General features: G+C 65.5%; 21 protein-coding genes and 3 pseudogenes. 13 read left to right on the forward strand and 11 right to left on the reverse strand.

What is annotated here, in order from left to right:
- Positions 1-6: 6 nt before the first annotated feature.
- The 6 genes and pseudogenes from OG555_RS24690 to OG555_RS24710 form a co-directional block, all read right to left on the reverse strand.
- Positions 7-333 (reverse strand): hypothetical protein, encoded by a 327-nt coding sequence (locus OG555_RS24690; RefSeq protein WP_329474915.1) that lies wholly within the window; start codon positions 331-333, stop codon positions 7-9.
- A gap of 213 nt (positions 334-546) precedes the next feature.
- A complete protein-coding gene (locus OG555_RS42930; RefSeq protein WP_442914538.1) occupies positions 547-867 on the reverse strand; it encodes a GNAT family N-acetyltransferase in 321 nt (106 codons plus the stop codon).
- Positions 868-878: 11 nt separating this feature from the next.
- Positions 879-1,493, reverse strand: a pseudogene (locus OG555_RS42935) (MFS transporter); the annotation flags it as partial.
- A gap of 103 nt (positions 1,494-1,596) precedes the next feature.
- Entirely contained in the window at positions 1,597-2,244 is a 648-nt protein-coding gene (locus OG555_RS24700) for a nitroreductase family protein (RefSeq protein WP_329474917.1), read from the reverse strand.
- Positions 2,245-2,275: 31 nt separating this feature from the next.
- Positions 2,276-3,097 (reverse strand): isocitrate lyase/PEP mutase family protein, encoded by an 822-nt coding sequence (locus OG555_RS24705; protein WP_329474918.1) that lies wholly within the window; start codon positions 3,095-3,097, stop codon positions 2,276-2,278.
- Between the two features lie 4 nt (positions 3,098-3,101).
- Positions 3,102-3,641 carry a carboxymuconolactone decarboxylase family protein gene (locus OG555_RS24710; RefSeq protein ID WP_329474919.1) on the reverse strand — a complete coding sequence of 180 codons (540 nt, stop codon included), beginning with the start codon at positions 3,639-3,641 and terminating at the stop codon, positions 3,102-3,104.
- A gap of 151 nt (positions 3,642-3,792) precedes the next feature.
- Here OG555_RS24710 and OG555_RS24715 point away from each other — a divergent pair, with 151 nt between their 5' ends.
- The 5 genes from OG555_RS24715 to OG555_RS24735 all read left to right on the forward strand — a co-directional run bounded on the left by OG555_RS24715 (position 3,793) and on the right by OG555_RS24735 (position 6,255).
- Positions 3,793-4,131, forward strand: a complete 339-nt coding sequence (locus tag OG555_RS24715; RefSeq protein ID WP_329474920.1) for an MmcQ/YjbR family DNA-binding protein — start codon at positions 3,793-3,795, stop codon at positions 4,129-4,131.
- A gap of 66 nt (positions 4,132-4,197) precedes the next feature.
- The gene (locus tag OG555_RS24720; RefSeq protein WP_329474922.1) at positions 4,198-4,695 is read left to right on the forward strand and encodes a Dps family protein; all 498 of its coding nucleotides are present in this window, start codon (positions 4,198-4,200) and stop codon (positions 4,693-4,695) included.
- Complete coding sequence (locus OG555_RS24725) at positions 4,695-5,291, forward strand: sulfite oxidase-like oxidoreductase (protein ID WP_329474923.1); 597 nt, start codon at positions 4,695-4,697, stop codon at positions 5,289-5,291. Before OG555_RS24720 ends, OG555_RS24725 begins: the two co-directional genes overlap by 1 nt.
- A gap of 47 nt (positions 5,292-5,338) precedes the next feature.
- On the forward strand, positions 5,339-6,013 hold the full coding sequence (locus OG555_RS24730; RefSeq protein WP_329474924.1) for a ferredoxin reductase: 675 nt from the start codon (positions 5,339-5,341) through the stop codon (positions 6,011-6,013).
- Positions 6,014-6,018: 5 nt separating this feature from the next.
- A complete protein-coding gene (locus OG555_RS24735; protein WP_329474925.1) occupies positions 6,019-6,255 on the forward strand; it encodes a DUF6510 family protein in 237 nt (78 codons plus the stop codon).
- A gap of 129 nt (positions 6,256-6,384) precedes the next feature.
- On the opposite strand, the gene OG555_RS24740 is transcribed toward OG555_RS24735, so the two are convergent.
- Positions 6,385-7,302, reverse strand: coding sequence for an NADP-dependent oxidoreductase (locus OG555_RS24740; protein WP_329474926.1), 918 nt, complete (start codon positions 7,300-7,302; stop codon positions 6,385-6,387).
- A gap of 188 nt (positions 7,303-7,490) precedes the next feature.
- On the opposite strand from OG555_RS24740, the gene OG555_RS24745 reads away from it, so the two are divergent.
- The 3 genes from OG555_RS24745 (at position 7,491) to msrA (ending at position 8,843) form a co-directional block, all read left to right on the forward strand.
- The gene (locus OG555_RS24745; protein ID WP_329474927.1) at positions 7,491-7,724 is read left to right on the forward strand and encodes a hypothetical protein; all 234 of its coding nucleotides are present in this window, start codon (positions 7,491-7,493) and stop codon (positions 7,722-7,724) included.
- A gap of 103 nt (positions 7,725-7,827) precedes the next feature.
- On the forward strand, positions 7,828-8,298 hold the full coding sequence (gene msrB / locus OG555_RS24750; protein WP_329474928.1) for a peptide-methionine (R)-S-oxide reductase MsrB: 471 nt from the start codon (positions 7,828-7,830) through the stop codon (positions 8,296-8,298).
- The gene (gene msrA / locus OG555_RS24755) at positions 8,295-8,843 is read left to right on the forward strand and encodes a peptide-methionine (S)-S-oxide reductase MsrA (protein ID WP_329474929.1); all 549 of its coding nucleotides are present in this window, start codon (positions 8,295-8,297) and stop codon (positions 8,841-8,843) included. The genes msrB and msrA overlap by 4 nt, the downstream gene beginning before the upstream one ends.
- A 225-nt stretch (positions 8,844-9,068) precedes the next feature.
- On the opposite strand, the pseudogene OG555_RS24760 reads toward msrA, so the two are convergent.
- Positions 9,069-9,760: pseudogene (locus tag OG555_RS24760) on the reverse strand (cytochrome b); the annotation flags it as partial.
- Between the two features lie 193 nt (positions 9,761-9,953).
- On the opposite strand from OG555_RS24760, the gene ctaD reads away from it, so the two are divergent.
- Together ctaD and OG555_RS24770 are read left to right on the forward strand one after the other, a co-directional pair.
- Positions 9,954-11,558, forward strand: a complete 1,605-nt coding sequence (ctaD, locus tag OG555_RS24765; RefSeq protein WP_329484865.1) for an aa3-type cytochrome oxidase subunit I — start codon at positions 9,954-9,956, stop codon at positions 11,556-11,558.
- A 72-nt stretch (positions 11,559-11,630) separates the two neighbouring features.
- Positions 11,631-11,960 carry a hypothetical protein gene (locus tag OG555_RS24770; RefSeq protein WP_329474930.1) on the forward strand — a complete coding sequence of 110 codons (330 nt, stop codon included), beginning with the start codon at positions 11,631-11,633 and terminating at the stop codon, positions 11,958-11,960.
- Here OG555_RS24770 and OG555_RS24775 read toward each other — a convergent pair.
- Complete coding sequence (locus OG555_RS24775; RefSeq protein ID WP_329474931.1) at positions 11,935-12,531, reverse strand: uracil-DNA glycosylase family protein; 597 nt, start codon at positions 12,529-12,531, stop codon at positions 11,935-11,937. The two genes, OG555_RS24770 and OG555_RS24775, sit on opposite strands and share 26 nt — an antisense overlap.
- A gap of 174 nt (positions 12,532-12,705) precedes the next feature.
- Here OG555_RS24775 and OG555_RS42940 point away from each other — a divergent pair.
- The 3 genes and pseudogenes from OG555_RS42940 to OG555_RS24785 all read left to right on the forward strand — a co-directional run.
- Positions 12,706-12,801, forward strand: a pseudogene (locus OG555_RS42940) (NAD(P)-binding domain-containing protein); the annotation flags it as partial.
- Positions 12,802-12,896: 95 nt separating this feature from the next.
- Positions 12,897-13,328, forward strand: coding sequence for an NADPH-dependent F420 reductase (locus OG555_RS24780; RefSeq protein ID WP_329474932.1), 432 nt, complete (start codon positions 12,897-12,899; stop codon positions 13,326-13,328).
- Positions 13,329-13,506: 178 nt separating this feature from the next.
- Complete coding sequence (locus OG555_RS24785; protein WP_329474933.1) at positions 13,507-14,175, forward strand: sigma-70 family RNA polymerase sigma factor; 669 nt, start codon at positions 13,507-13,509, stop codon at positions 14,173-14,175.
- 5 nt (positions 14,176-14,180) lie between these two features.
- Here OG555_RS24785 and OG555_RS24790 read toward each other — a convergent pair whose 3' ends face one another.
- The gene (locus tag OG555_RS24790; RefSeq protein ID WP_329474934.1) at positions 14,181-14,498 is read right to left on the reverse strand and encodes a hypothetical protein; all 318 of its coding nucleotides are present in this window, start codon (positions 14,496-14,498) and stop codon (positions 14,181-14,183) included.
- Positions 14,498-15,358: an alpha/beta fold hydrolase gene (locus OG555_RS24795; RefSeq protein ID WP_329474935.1), complete on the reverse strand. Its 861-nt coding sequence runs from the start codon at positions 15,356-15,358 to the stop codon at positions 14,498-14,500. Before OG555_RS24795 ends, OG555_RS24790 begins: the two co-directional genes overlap by 1 nt.
- Between the last annotated feature and the right edge of the window lie 41 nt (positions 15,359-15,399).

The following is a 15,399-nucleotide window of genomic DNA, read 5'->3' on the forward strand; positions in this document are numbered from 1 at the left end:
GTGCGTTCAGGACGTAGACCTCTGGCCATGCACAGTGACGCTGACGGGGAACGTTCCGCCCGAGTTGATGACCTGCCGGCGGATCAGCCGGTCGCCGGCCACACCGAACACCGTCACGGTGTTGCTGCCCGCGTTCACGGCGTACAGGGTCCGATGTGCCTTGTCGTACGTGAGCGATCCTTGTGACGCGAGCCGGTCGACGATCGCCCCGTTCAGGGTTCCGCCACGACCACCCGTCGGGTACGTCCCGGCTTGCTGCAGGGTGCCGTCGGCCGAGCGACGGTACGCCACGACCTGGTTGCCCGTAGGGTCATCGTTCTGAACGAAGACCATGCCTTGCGATACGGAAGCCGATACCGATGCAGGCGAGGCGCTGGCGGTCGCCGGCGTGCTGACGAGTCCGGCCGTCAGTGCAAGTGCGGAGACAGCGACAGCGGAGACAGTGCGTTTCATGGTTCTCCTCATGGAACCTCAGTGGGTAGATCCAAGTCCCGGTGTCAGCGCCCCGATCTGCTCTTACCTACCGCGCGGCGCTTCGTTGAGAATTCATCTACGGGCCTTCCGTTCAGCCGCCTCGGCAGTCGCGCGATCGGGGTAGCCCGGGTGCCGGGAGTCGAGCAGATCGGCGTACGCCGTGGTTCGCGAGAAGTAGTCGGCCACGAAGGGACAGATCGCCGTGACCGTGCCCTCACGAACGCGGATCTGGTCGAGTACCTGCCGGACCATCGCGCTCGCCACGCCCTGGTGCTGATGACTCGCCTCGACCCTCGGTGTGCCGGAGGGCGGAGGACAAACGAGCTGCGGCTGTGCAGTTGATCCTCGACCAGCCCCGGCACGAATGCCTGGTAGAACGCCCCGGTCGCCCATGTGGACAGGAACACCGCGGCCGCAACCGGGAGCAGACCTCTGACACGGGACGGCACCCGGACGCTCGGTCGCAGTGGTCGCCACGCGCCCGGCGTCCGGGTGACGGTTTCCGGACTGACAACGATCAGTACCGCAGACACAAACAGGGAGCCCACGGCAACCAAGTACGTGAGGTGACGCGGCGAGGGACCGTACTGCACCAGGGTGCCGGAGGCGATGGCGCCGACGGCGAGGCCGAGCGTAACTGTCTGGCTGGACGCGACGGAGGCCAGCCAGGCCGGCCTGCTGGGCACAGCGTCGACGACGTACGCGGTGACATTGCTGCTGGCCAGCCCGGCGCCGAGGCTCATCAGGACCCGGCCGGCCAGCAGGGTGCCGATGTCATGCACGTTCAGCAACAGCAGGCAGCCAAGGGCTAGTAGCCCGAGGCTCGCGATCGCGGTGGACCGGCGGCCGACATGATTCGACAGCCGTCCCATCACCAGCAGTGCCGCGAGGGTGGGGAGGTCGTACGCGACAACGGTCAGCGAGATGTCGGCGTTGCTGAACCCTTCCTCGGCCCGGTACAGGTTGAACAGCGGGATCGGCGCAGAGGACGCGGCAAACGCGGCCGCCAGCGAAACCACGCCGACAAGAACGCCAACCGGAGCCTGCTGTCCCGGTGGACCTGGTCGATCACCGCGGGAGAGTCTTCCATAGAGCCGTACCTCTGACCGATGCCGCCGGCGTTCAGACGAAGGTGAACAGTTCGTCCGTGTCGAAGCGCGAGATCGGATTGCTGTACTGCTTCTTGGGGTCGGGATAGCCGAGCGCCAGCAAGACCGTTGTGGCGTGCCCGGTTTCGCGGATCTTGAACGCCTTGTCGACACTGGTCGGGTCGAACCCCTCGAGCGGTGTGGCTTCGACGCCGAGCTCAGCGGCGGCCATCATGGTCAGACCGACCACCATGTAGGTCTGCTTCTCCATCCAGTGGTTGACGTCCTTGTAGCCGTAGTTGCGCAGGTTCAGGAAGTCGCGGGTCATCGATTCCCACAGCTCCTGCTTCGCCGGGTCCGGGAACCGGCCGTCGGCGCGCTCCCTGCTGAACACCGCCTCGACGTGGCTCTCGGGCAGATCCGCCCGGGTGGTGACGATGATGGTGTGCGAGGAATTCAGGACCTTCTCGCCGTTGTCCTGGAAGCGTTCGCCCAGGTTGTCCGCCAGCCGCTTCTTGCCTTCGTCGGTGGCGAGGACATAGAAGTGGTTCGGCTGGATGTTGGTCGACGTGGGCGTCGAACGCAGGAACTTCAACAGCTGCTGAAGTGTTTCCGCGGGGATCGTCCTGCTGGGATCGAAGTACCTGGTGAGGTGCTTGCCCATGAGCTTGTCGAGGTCCATGTCTGTCTACTTTCTTCCTGCAATCAAGGGTCTAGTTCTCGCTGTGGGCAAGTAGTTCGCCGACGCGCTCGAAGCTGATGCCGGTCGCGGCCGAGGCCAGGTCGCCCGCGACCAGAGCCTTGGTGGCTTCTTCAAGGGCCCCCATCGCGTGGACGTAGAGCCACGGACCCAGGCTGATTCGCTTGACGCCGGCCTTCTGCAGCTCAGCGACCGTCAGCACGTTGTCCGCCGGCGACACGAGGACGTTGACCGGTGTCGGTGCGACCGCGGTGATGATCGCGTTCAGCGCGTCGAGGTCAGGTGGGTACGGGGCGTAGAGCACATCCGCGCCGACTTCGGCGAAGGCTGTCAAACGCCGGATGGTGTCGTCGAGATCTGGGCGGCCCTGGATGAAGTTGTCGGTACGGCCGGTGACGACGATCCGCTCTTTGGCCGCGTCGACCGCGCTACGTACGCGTTCGACGGCTTCGTCGAAGTCGCGGATCGGTTGTTCCGGATTGCCCGAGGTGTCCTCGATACCGATGCCGGCCAGGCCGTACTCGACGGCGGCTTCGACCGTCGCCGCGACGTCTTGCGGCGTTTCGCCGTACCCGTCCTCGAAGTCGCCGTTGACGGGCAGCCCGGTGAGACGGCCGAGTAGTCCCGCATGCTCCAGATGCTCGTCGCGGGTGACTTCGTGGCGTCCGTCCGGCCTGCCGAGCGTGGCGGCCAGCGCTACCGACGAGGTCGCGATCGCCTCGAAACCGGCGTCGGCCAGCATCAATGCCGAGAGCCCGTCCCAGGCGTTCGGCAGGACGAGGCCACCGTCGCGGGTGTGCAGTGCCATGAACTTCTCGTACAGCTCGGAGCTCATCGCGTCAGCCGACCGAGTTGACGGCGGGGATGTCGATGTCGGTCTGGTTCACGTTGTTGATGAAGTTCGTGAGCAGAGCCTGCACCGCGACCGTGACGATCGCCAGGATCTCCGGGTCGGAGTAGCCGGCGTCCCGGACGGCCGCGAGGTCGGCGTCGCTGACCTGTCCGCGGCTGTCGACCACCTGTTGAGCGAAGCGAGCCGCTGCGGCGCGCTTGGGATCGACCGAGCTGCCAGCGCGGGCGAGGTCGATGTCGTCGCTCGACATGCCGCCGAATTCGGACGAGGAGTACGAGTGGATGGCCAGACAGTAATCGCAGCCGTTGACCCGCGACGCGGCCAGCGCGATGCTGTGCCGGGTTCGAGCGTCCAGAACCCGGCTCATCGTGGCTTGCAGGCTGGTGACGACCTCGAGGACGGTCGGGTTCGAGGCAATGGTCTTGAACATGTTCGGGACGAACCCGAGCTGCGCGCCAACCTTGTCAAGGATCTGCCGCGGGCCGGCCGCGAGATCGTCCAGCGCGGGGGTCTTCAGTCGTGACACAGCGAATCAGCCTCCGGTAGGGGGATTGCGAATGGTTGGTGTCCGGCCGGCCCCGGTTCTTACCGCCGCGAGGGTCGATCGAAAGATCCGCATCGTGGCCGCCACCAACGATCAACGCCTGCCATTCGAAGCGAGAACGGAGTTGATCACGTTGGAAACGCAAGAGCTGCAGAAGCTCGCAGACCACGTCGCCGTGAACCTGCCGGGCGCCGATCTGGAGCATCGTCTCGACCCGAACTGGGACCTCTACAAGGTGCGTGGCAAGGTCTTCATGCTCATCACGGATCTGCCAGGTCGGCCCGTCGTGGTCCTGAAGGCCGATCCGGACAACGCCGTGGCCCTGCGTGAGCAGTACGCAGACATCACCCCCGGCTATCACATGAACAAGAAGCACTGGATCACGGTGCAAGGCGGGGGGACCGTGGACGAGAACCTGGTGAAGCAGCTCGTCACTGACTCCTACCAGCTGGTGGCACACCGCGGGACGTGAGGTGCCGATTGGTCCGGGGCGGGAGGAAAGGTTCGGTGCCGGCCATGACACAGGTGGGGTATGGCTATGGAATCTGTTGCGAACTCGGTGCAGTTGCCGCCGCTGGACAATCCGAACGAGCGGGCAGCCGTCGGTGCGGAGTTGCAGGTCGTGCTGCAGGATCTGATTGATCTGTCGCTGATCGGCAAGCAGTTGCACTGGAGTGTGGTCGGGTCGGCTGCGCACAGTGTGCATCTGTTCCTCGACGAGCTGGTGGGAGAGTGGCGCGAGATCTCGGATGTTGTCGCTGAGCGAGCGCTGACGCTGGGATTCGTACCCGATGGGCAGAGCTCGGCAGTCGCAGCGGGATCGCGTGTCGAACCTGTCGAGGTGCAGTCGTCGGCTGATCACGCGGTGGTCTGGGAGCTCGGTCGGCGGGTCGCGGCCGTGGCCGAGCGGATCCGTGAGCGGCTGGGCTCGGTCGGTGGGGCGGATCTGGTGACGCAGGACGTACTGATCAAGGTGGTCGGGATGTTGGAGAAGCACCAGTGGCTGCTGCGTGTGCAGCTGGGGAAGAAGGCCTGATGGCAGTCACCAGAGGTTTCCTCGGCCGACGACCGGCTGAGTCTTCGCGCGTACCTCCGGGGCAGTACCTGACCCGGGACTTCCCGGTACTGTCCGCCGGGCCGACGCCGCACACACCACTGGACAAGTGGGACTTCACGATCCGTGGGACCGTGGACGAGCCGGTCTCCTGGTCATGGGCGGAGTTCCAGGCGCTGCCCCACGAGAAGGTCACCGTCGACATCCACTGCGTGACCAAGTGGACCAAGTTGGACACGACCTGGTCGGGCGTCTCGCTCGACACCCTGCTCAATGCCGCGTCGGGCCAAGCGTCACATGCGCTGGCGTTCTGCGACGGCGGCTACACGACGAACGTCCCGCTGGCGGATCTCCGCGGCGGAAAGGCGTGGATCGTGGACGAGTACTACGGGCGGCCGCTCGATCCGGAGCATGGCGGCCCGGCGCGACTTCTCGTACCGCACCTGTACTTCTGGAAGAGCGCGAAGTGGATCCGCGGGGTGGAGCTGCGCAGCGCGGATCAGCCCGGGTTCTGGGAGATGTTCGGCTATCACAACTATGGAGACCCGTGGAAAGAGCAGCGCTACCAGGGCGACTGACATGGCAGACCGGAACGGTGGTCTCGATCACCGTCGAGACTTCGCGGGTGAAGACCATCGCGCTGGCCATGCCCGATTGGGCCGGACACCGCGCCGGTCAGCACGTGGATGTGCGGCTGACGGCACCTGACGGGTACCAGACGGAGCGGAGCTACTCGATCGCGTCGGCGCCTGAGGACGCGTACCTGGAACTCACCGTCGAGCGACTCGAGGGCGGCGAGGTGTCGCCCTATCTGGTGGACGAGTTGCGCCCGGGGGACGAGCTCGAGCTGCGGGGCCCGGTCGGCGGATACTTCGTCTGGGAGAACGAGCCCGGTGGCGCCCCGTTGTTCCTGATCGGTGGCGGATCGGGGATGACTCCGTTCCGGTCGATGGTCCGGCATCACCGCGCGAGCGGCAGCCGGGTGCCTGTTCGCGTGCTGTGCTCCTCGCGGTCGCTCGAACTGTTGATCTACCGCGAGGAACTCTTCAAGCTGGCTGCGGACGACCTGATTGATGTCTCGGTCACGTTGACTCGCGAGGCCCCGGACGATTGGCGTGGCTACCGCGGACGGATCGACCCGGCACTCCTGGCCACCACCGGATGGCCGGCCGGGGAGAAGCCGCTCACGTACATCTGCGGACCGACGGCGTTCGTCGAGGCCGCGGCCGCGGCCATGGTTTCTTTGGGGCATGACCCGGGACGGATCCGGACCGAACGGTTCGGCGGGACAGGAGGGTGACGACAATGCAACCTCTCGACGGCAATGCGATCGCGGGCGTCATGCACGATCTTTTCGCGCGAGACATGACGACCATGGGCTACAAGTGCACCGGATGCGGGAAGACCGGTGTGGTGGCCGAGATGGCGGTGTACATGTCCGGTCCCGGCACGGTGGCTCGATGCAGGGACTGCGACACGATTCTTCTGATGCTCACCGAACGCCGCGGCATGTACTGCATCGATACGCCGGGACTGGCCTAGCCCTGACGTACGACGAACCAGACTCGAGATCGCTCCCTGACTCCGCCACATCGAATCGGGGTCATTTCCCCGTCGCACCGGGCCTCGCGGCTGACTTGATCCGCGAGGCCCGTCGCTGTGCTGCGGGTCTTAGGAACGAATTCCGATGATGATCTTGCCCTTGGTTCGTTCGGTGGAGTTGAAGGTGGCTACGGCGTCGTCGAGGGGCACCACGGTGCCGATGTTCGTCCGCAGCCGGCCGTCGCGGACGCGTTGGACGATCTCGATGAGCTGCCCGCGGTCGGCCTCGACCACGAAGTCGATCGCCAGGCCGTCCGCGGGGCGTGCCTCGGGTGGTCCGACGACGGTGACCAGGGTTCCGCCGGGGCGGACCAGGGCCGCGGACCGCTTCTGGATGTCGCCGCCGATCACGTCGAACACCAGGTCGACGCCGCCGATGTCTTCGAGCGAGTCGTTGTCGAGGTCGACGAAGGCGTGGGCGCCGTAGTCGAGCGCCTTCTCCCGGTCGGCGGCGCGACCGGTGCCGATGACGTACGCACCGAACTCACGGGCGAGCTGCGTGACCATCGTCCCGACGGCGCCGGCCGCGCCGTGGGCGAGCACGGTCTGCCCAGCCTCGAGGCGGCCGTGCTGGAACAGCCCCTGCCACGCGGTCAGTCCGGAGATCGGCAGGCTCGCGCCGACCGTGAAGTCGACGTCGCCCGGGAGCGGCGCGAGGTTGCGCGCCTCGATCGCCACGTACTCCGCGAGGGTGCCGTCGCGGTGCCAGTCCGCGAGGCCGAACACCCGTTGACCGACGGACAGTCCGGTCGTGCCGTAGCCGAGCGCGGTGACCACGCCGGCCAGTTCGTGCCCGGGGATCGGCTGCTTCCGGTCGCTGTTGGTGCGATCGGTCCACGTCGACGACCACGTGACCTCGGTCGGAACGTAGCCCGAGGCGTGAATCTCGACGACCACGTCGTTGATCGCCGGCACCGGGTCGGGACGCTCGGCCAGCGTCATCCCACCCGTCCCTGCGCTCTCGTCCGCCACTACAATTGCCCTCATCCGGAACCTCCCTGGATCCAGCTCTTACTTGCACCGCACTTTCGGTTCATATGCGTTGGCGGCACGCCACCCTCGACGTCTTACCACACAGGCCGAGTTCGCTGCGGGGCGTAAGATTCCGACCCGCACGACCACTAACCGTTATCAGAACCGGCTGCTGATCACAGACAGACGGAGGGTGAGAGGTCATGACCGCGTCGCGGGAGAGGCTCGAGCGGTTCTTGGCCACCGACCCGCGGGACGTCGGGTGCGATGAGGCGATGGCTGTCATGCACCTGTACGCCGAGTTGCTCGCCGCCGGCGTCGACGCCGCCGAACAGTACCCAGGGGTCGCTGCGCACCTGGCTGCCTGTGAAGCCTGCGCGGGGGATGTGGACGGGCTGCTTGCCGCTGTGCGGGAAGCCGAACTCCCCCCGGACTGAGATCGCGGTCACGGCGGGTTTCGCGGAACTCGGGACCAATTCAGCAGCCCACGGTGTTGTGCATAGTGACGGCGCAGCCAGCGACGTCAGAGAGGGAGAAATCGTGTCTCACGACTACAGGAAGACTCCGGAGGCGCTGAGCCGCCTCACCGCCAACCAGTTCCGCGTCACTCAGGACGGCGCGACCGAGACCGCGTTCCGGAACGAGTACTGGGACAACCACGAGGCCGGGATCTACGTCGATGTTGTCTCCGGACAGCCCTTGTTCTCGTCGACCGACAAGTACGACAGCGGCACCGGCTGGCCGAGCTTCACCAGGCCGCTCGCGGCGGACGCCGTCCGTACGGAGACCGACAAGTCGTACGGGATGGTCCGTACGGAGGCGCTGTCCACCGGCGCCGGCAGCCATCTCGGCCATGTCTTCGGTGACGGCCCCGTCGCCGAAGGCGGTCAGCGGTACTGCATGAACTCCGCCTCGCTGCGTTTCGTCCCGGTCGCAGAGCTCGAGGCACAGGGCTACGGCGAGTACCGGTCACTGTTCGAGGCCACCAGTACGGAGGAGCACGCATCATGACGAGTGGAATTCACGACACCGGCGAGATCACCCGCCCGCCGGGCACAGAGACCGCGGTTCTCGCGGGCGGGTGCTTCTGGGGTGTGGAGGACCTGATCCGCCGGCAGCCCGGCGTGCTCGACACACGCGTCGGCTACACCGGTGGGCAGAACGACCACCCGACGTACCGCAATCACCCCGGGCACGCGGAGGCGGTCGAGATCGTCTTCGACCCGGGGCAGACGACCTACCGTGACATCTTGGCGTTCTTCTTCCAGATCCACGACCCGTCGACCAAGAACCGCCAGGGCAACGACATCGGTACGAGCTACCGGTCGGCGATCTTCCCGCTCACCCCCGAGCAGGACAAGGTTGCCCGCGAGACGATCGCGGACGTCGATGCGTCAGGGCTGTGGCCCGGCAACGCGGTGACCACGATCGAGCCGGAGGCGCCGTTCTGGGAGGCTGAGCCGGAGCACCAGGACTACCTGCTGACGTACCCAGCGGGCTACACGTGCCACTTCGCCCGCCCCAACTGGGTCCTTCCGCACCGCACTACCGCCTGAGTCCATAACCCCTGAGGGCGTGCCCATCACTGAGGCGATGGGCACGCCCTCTCTGCGTGTTAGTCGTAGAACCGGGACAGGGTGGCGCGGGCCTTGTTGAGGGCCCGGCGCGGGGCGCGGACGCCGTTGTCGTCGGTGTCCGGCTCCAGCTCGTACGGGATGAGCCGGTCGCGGGCCGTGAGCGAGTAGGCCTCGTAGATGGAGATGGGTTGGTGCTTCTCGGTGTACTCGCAACAGGTGCACGGTAATCAGTGCAAGCAGCAGACCAGGCAGCAGTAGGACGTGCACGGTGAAGAAGCGTGGACGAACGTGTCGCCGGGGAACTCGCCACCGAAGATGAAGAACTTCAGGTACGTGCCGATGACGGGTGATGGCTGGATCATGCCGTTGGTGATCCGCAGACCGGTGCCGGACAGGAGGTCGTCGGGCAGACCGTAGCCGATGAAGCCCTCGATGATGCCCAGGAACAGTGTTCCGAAGCCGATCAGCCAGTTCAGCTCGCGTGGTTTGCGGAGGGCGCCGGTGAAGAAGATGCGGAGCAGGTGCACCATCATCGACGCGATGAACAGCACCGCGGCCCAGTGGTCGATCTGCCGGATCAGCAGGCCGCCGCGAATGTCGAAGGTGATGTTCAGCGTGGAGGCGTACGCCTCGGACATGTGCAGGCCCTTGAGCAGGCTGTACGAGCCCTGGTACTCGACCTCGCCCATCGACGGCTTGAACCAGAGCGTCAGGAAGATCCCGGTCAGGATCAGGATGACGAAGCTGTAGAGCGCGATCTCGCCGAGCAGGTACGACCAGTGCTCCGGGTAGACCTTGCGAAGTCCTCCGGACCCGTCCTTCTTCGCACCTGATTTCAGGATGCCCAAGCGCGAGTCGAGCCACTCGACCGGTGTGGGGAGTTGCTGGTCAGCCATTGCGTTCACCTCTGGGGAACCATGAGCCTGGAGCAAAGGGACTATATCGTCCTCTTAATGGCTCACTGCCGTCGCACGCAGTCTTATTTTGTGACGCTTGCCGTGTCGATGATGAGGACTGCATCGTCCAGTAACTGTCGCGACGATCTGCGGAGCTGCTGTGACGACATCTGAGCGGACTGCACTCAGCGAGGTGCAGGCGTCGCCGGCCGGGACGTACCCCGGGACGAAGCTGGCCGGGTGGCTGACCACTACCGATCGCAAGCGGATCGGCGCCCTGTACCTGATCACCTCGTTCAGCTTCTTCCTGCTGGCCGGAGTGCTCGCCCTGATCATCCGGGCCGAGCTGGCCAAGCCGGGTCTGCAGATCGTGAACGAGGAGGTTTACAACCAACTCTTCACCGTGCACGGCACGATCATGCTGCTGCTGTTCGCGACGCCGCTGTTCGTCGGCTTCGCGAACGTGATCATGCCGATCCAGATCGGTGCTGCGGACGTCGCGTTCCCGCGGCTGAACATGTTCAGCTACTGGCTCTACCTGTTCGGCGCCCTGATCACGATTGGCGGCTTCGCGACCCCAGGCGGTGCAGCGGACTGGGGATGGACAGGGTATTCGCCATTGTCTGCCGCTGCGCGTTCGCCGGGGGTCGGTGGAGACCTGTGGATTCTCGGCCTGTGGCTGTCAGGTCTCGGCACGATCCTCGGTGCGGTCAACTTCATCACCACGATCATCACCATGCGCGCTCCGGGCATGACGATGTTCCGGCTGCCGATCTTCTGCTGGAACGTGCTGGTGACCTCGTTGCTGGTGCTGATCGCGTTCCCGATCCTGGCCGGCGCGCTGCTGATGCTCGAGGCAGACAGGGCCCTCGGAGCTCATATCTACGATGCGGCGAACGGTGGGCCGATACTCTGGCAGCACCTGTTCTGGTTCTTCGGGCATCCCGAGGTGTACATCATCGCGTTGCCGTTCTTCGGCATCGTCACCGAGATCCTGCCGGTGTTCAGCCGCAAGCCGGTCTTCGGCTACGTGGGACTTGTTGCGGCCACACTCGGCATCGGCGCGCTGTCCACGACCGTGTGGGCGCATCACATGTTCGTCACCGGTGCAGTGAGTCTGCCGTTCTTCTCGTTCGTGTCGTTTCTGATCGCGGTCCCGACCGGGGTGAAGTTCTTCAACTGGATCGGCACGATGTGGGGTGGCGCCATCTCGTTCGAGACCCCGATGCTCTGGGCGGTCGGCTTCTTGACCACCTTCCTCTTCGGCGGTCTGACCGGCGTCATCCTCGCTTCACCCACGCTGGACTATCAGCTGTCGGACTCGTACTTCGTGGTCGCGCACATCCATTACGTGGTCTTCGGGACCGTGGTGTTCGCGATGTTCGCCGGGTTCTATTTCTGGTGGCCGAAGTTCACCGGGCGGATGCTGGACGAGCGGCTGGGCAAGCTGCACTTCTGGTTGCTGTTCACCGGGTTCCACACGACGTTCCTAGTGCAGCACTGGCTCGGAGTGGAGGGCATGCCGCGGCGGTACGCCGACTACAAGGCGAGCGAGGGGTTCACCGTGCTGAACGAGATCTCGAGCATCGGTGCGTTCATCCTGGGCCTGTCGATGCCGCCGTTCTTCTACAACGTCTACAAGACGCGGAAGACGCCGAAGGTGGGTGTCGACGATCCGTGGGGCTGGGGCCGCTCGCTGGAGTGGGCGACCAGCTCGCCGCCGCCGCGGCACAATTTCGAGAAGCTGCCCCGAATCCGATCGGATTCGCCCGCCTTCGACCTCCTCACCCCCACGTGACCAGTAAGCACGCGAGCCTCAGTGGCCACCAAGGAATCGAAGGCAAGTCGAGCAAGGAAGGCGTTGGTCACGATGGATGACGTATTGCAGGGGATTCGGGCCGAGGACGGTGCGGCGGTTGCGGCTGCTGACATCCCGAAGGCGGTGACTGCCCGCCGGTTGGTGTACACCGACGGTGCGACCCAGGTCTTCACGGCCGACGGGAAGACGACCTACACCGAGCGCGGCGGCGACAGTCCAGGGGAGTGGTACCTCGACGACCACGGGCGGTTCTGCTCGTTCTGGCCGCCGTCGTATCGAGCCTGTTACGCGCTTCGCTGGATGGTCGACGACACGCGGATCGTCGGACTCAGGTTCACCGGCCTGAGCGACGGTGTCACGTTCGAAGGTCGCTACGAGTAGCGTTCGCGACCAGCGCTTGCAGCGTGGGAATCACGTCCCCCTCGAACCACGGGTTCTTGGCCTGCCAGCGGAAGTTCAGCGACGAGGGGTGGACGAGCGGAATCCGGTCGGGAACGTAGTCCCGGCAGGCGCGGACGGTCTCGGTGAGGTTCTTCTTCGCGCTGGTCCCCAGATAGTGTTTCTGGGCATAGCTCCCGATCAGAACGGTGAGCCGGACGGCCGGCATCAACTTCAGGATCCTCGGGTGCCACAACGGCGCGAAGTCCGCCCGCGGCGGGAGATCGCCGTGGGCGCCTTTGCCCGGATAATAGAAGTCCATCGGCAGCAGAGCGATTGTGTCCGGGTCGTAGAACTGTGCGTCGGTGACGCCCAGCCATCGCTGCAGCTTGACGCCACTCGGGTCGTTCCACGGGACCTGGCTCTCCTGAGCCTGCTTGCCGGGGGCCTGACCGATCACAACGATCCTTGACCTCGGTGACGCCGAGTAGATCGGCTCGTACCCGCGTTGCGTCGCCCACGCGTTCGAAGCGTGGGTCCTGATCTCGTCGCGGATCCCTGCGAGGTCGTCCATCCGGCTCTCGATTCGTCGGGGAGTAAGGGCGCCGCAGACCCGCGACACCGTCTAGCAATGAGGAGATCGCCGTCCGGCGACCTCGATGCACATTCGTGTCGGACCGGCCGGTCGACCTTCCGGGGTTCTCGCAGTTCGTCCGGCCCGCTATCCCCGAGGGACAGGTCGTCATCGATGGCAGCGACGATCGGCATCGTGGGCTCCGGTGCGGTGGGGCGAGCGCTGGCCGCGCATATCGTCGCGTCGGGCCAGGACGTCGTACTGTGCAACAGCCGCGGCCCGGCGACGCTCGAACCTGTCGTGGAGGAGCTTGGCCCCAGGTCAGTGCGCTCGAGATCAGCGCTGTCGCGGCCGCAGATCTCGTCGTGTTCGCGATCCCGTGGCCCGCGGTCGTCCCCCTGCTCGAGGACTTGCCACCGTGGCACGGACGGATCGTTGTGGACGCCAAGGCACCCGCGAGCCACTTTCGGCTGCCGGGCCGGTACGAGCTCGGCGGGCTGACGTCGAGCCAGGTCGTACAGGCCTCCGCCGCCGGCGAGAGGGTGGTCAAGGCCTTCTGTACGTTGCCGGCCTCGGTACTGGCCTTGCCGCCCGCGACCGTGGCTGGGCGGCGGGTGATGTTCCTGTCCGGCGACGACGAGGACGCCCGAGCGGCGGTCGGTGCTCTCATCGACGACATCGGCTGCTACGCCGCGGTCGACCTGGGGAGCTTGTCGACCGGCAGCGCCCTGCAGCAGCCCGGCGGTCCACTGGCCGGCCGGGACCTGCGACTCGCTGCTGACGGTGTCGGTGAATAGGACGGTCTGGACCCGTTCTCTGACGGTGAAACGGTCAGTCGATGCCTTTTAGGTCTAGTGATCGTGATGATGGGACGGCGTCATGAATGGACGGTATCGTCCATGTTATCGTTTCGTCGGTCAGCACGGACGTGCCGGACCTGTGGTCACTACGGTGCGTTGATCGCGGGAGATTCCAGTGAAGAGAGAGAGTTCCGAGTCGTTGACGCAGGTGCGGGTCGTCTCTGCAGAGGTCGCGGGGGAGAACGAGCTCTGGGTCCGCGACCTGAGCGGCGACGGAGATCAGCGCGAAGGCGCGAGCCGTCGCCTGTACGAAGTTCTCCTGCGCGCGGCAAGGTCAGAGGTGGGGCGGCGCGCCTCCAGGCTGCGGCTCGCCGGACCGGAGCTAGACGACATCGCGCACCAGGCCGCCGCGGACGCCCTGCTGGCGATCTGCGGCAAAGTCGGGACGTTCCGCGGTGACTGCAAGTTCACCACCTGGGCGTACAAGTTCGTGATCTTCGACGTGGCCGCCAAGATCAACCGGCACTTCTGGCAGCGGGCCGGGGTCAGGTTCGACGACGAGGACTGGGAACGGCTGCCAACGCGACTCGGCATCGGGCCAGAAGCTCACGCTGAGAGCCGGGATCTGATGGAGGCGGTGCATCGCGCTGTCAACGAGACGCTGACGGCGAAGCAGAAGCTGGTCTTTGTCGCGCTGGTGCTGAACGGAATGCCGACGGATGTGCTCGCTGATCAGCTCGGATCGACGCACAACGCGATCTACAAGATGATGTTCGATGCCCGCCGCAAGCTGCGGGCCGCTCTGATCGAGGCCGGCTACTTACCGGAGCAACAGGTCGCCTGAGCAGCTCAGCGATCGCCGCAGTACGAGAAGCCTTGTCTTGACAAGGCTGCCGTTACAGTTGGGTGCGTCGCGCTGAGATACAGCCGGCATCCCGCGATCCAGCAGTGCCGCTGGATCTCGTCGACGAGGCCCGGCAGGCCGAAACCTTCCGCGAGGCCGGTCACCTTTCCGAGATCGAGCAGTACGGCCTCCGCGAGGACGGCGAGGTCGTGGAACTCGGCCCGGACCGCGGTCGCGGTCCGGGCGTCGAACACTCCACAGACATCGATTCTTGCCAGCCGGTCCTCAATCATCAGCCGGACCCGCCACGGCTTCGTCAGCATCAGGACTTGACGACCTCGTCGTAGAACGTGCTGATCTCGTCGGCGATCTGTTGCAGGCAGTCCTCCAACGCGAAATGTCCGGAGTCGAGGCGGACCAGTTTCGCGTCGGGGAGCTCGCACAGGTAGGCCTCTCCGCCGGCGGGGGTGAAGAAGATGTCACGTTGGCCCCAGCAGATCAGCGTTTTGGGCTGGTCCCGGCGCAGTCGCGCCTGCCAGGCCGGGTACATGGCGATGTTCGTCCGGTAGTCGTGGAACAGCTCCAGTTGCGCCGTACGCGCGTTCGGCCGGGTCAGGAAGTGCAGGTCGAGGTTCCAGTTGTCCGGGCTGATCTTCGCCGGATCGGGGTGGCCGGTGACGTAGATGGCCTGCACCGTTTCCGGTTCGAGGAGGACGTCGATCGGTGGTTCGGTGCTGCGGCCGACCCCGAGGCCGTTCCGCAGCCCGTCCCAGAGCTCGGTGAGCCCTTCCTCGTAGATGTTGGCGTTCTGGATGATCTGCCACTGGAACCAGTCCCGATGCAGCGAGATCAGCCGGTTACCCACCGGACCGCCGTGATCCTGCATGTACAGGCCCATCGGTCCGGTGAAGTCGATGGCGAGCAACGTCTCGTCGACGATCTCGGCGAGATGGTCGAAGGTGTACTCCCAGTTGGCCGGATCGGGCAGCTCGGTGTTTCCGGAGCCGGGGTAGTCGATCGCGACCAGATGGAACCTGTCGGCCAGCGCCGGCATCAGGTTCCGGAACTGGTGGGACGAGGAAGGGAATCCGCCCAGCAGCAGGAGTTTCGGTGCTCCCGGTTTGCCGGCCTCGCGGTAGAAGACCTCCAGCCCGCCGGCGGACACGGTCCGAAAACTCGTCATCGACACTCCGCACTCATTCCAGCCGGATGTGATCGAGCGCG

This window comes from Kribbella sp. NBC_01484, assembly GCF_036227145.1.
Taxonomy (GTDB): Bacteria; Actinomycetota; Actinomycetes; order Propionibacteriales; family Kribbellaceae; genus Kribbella.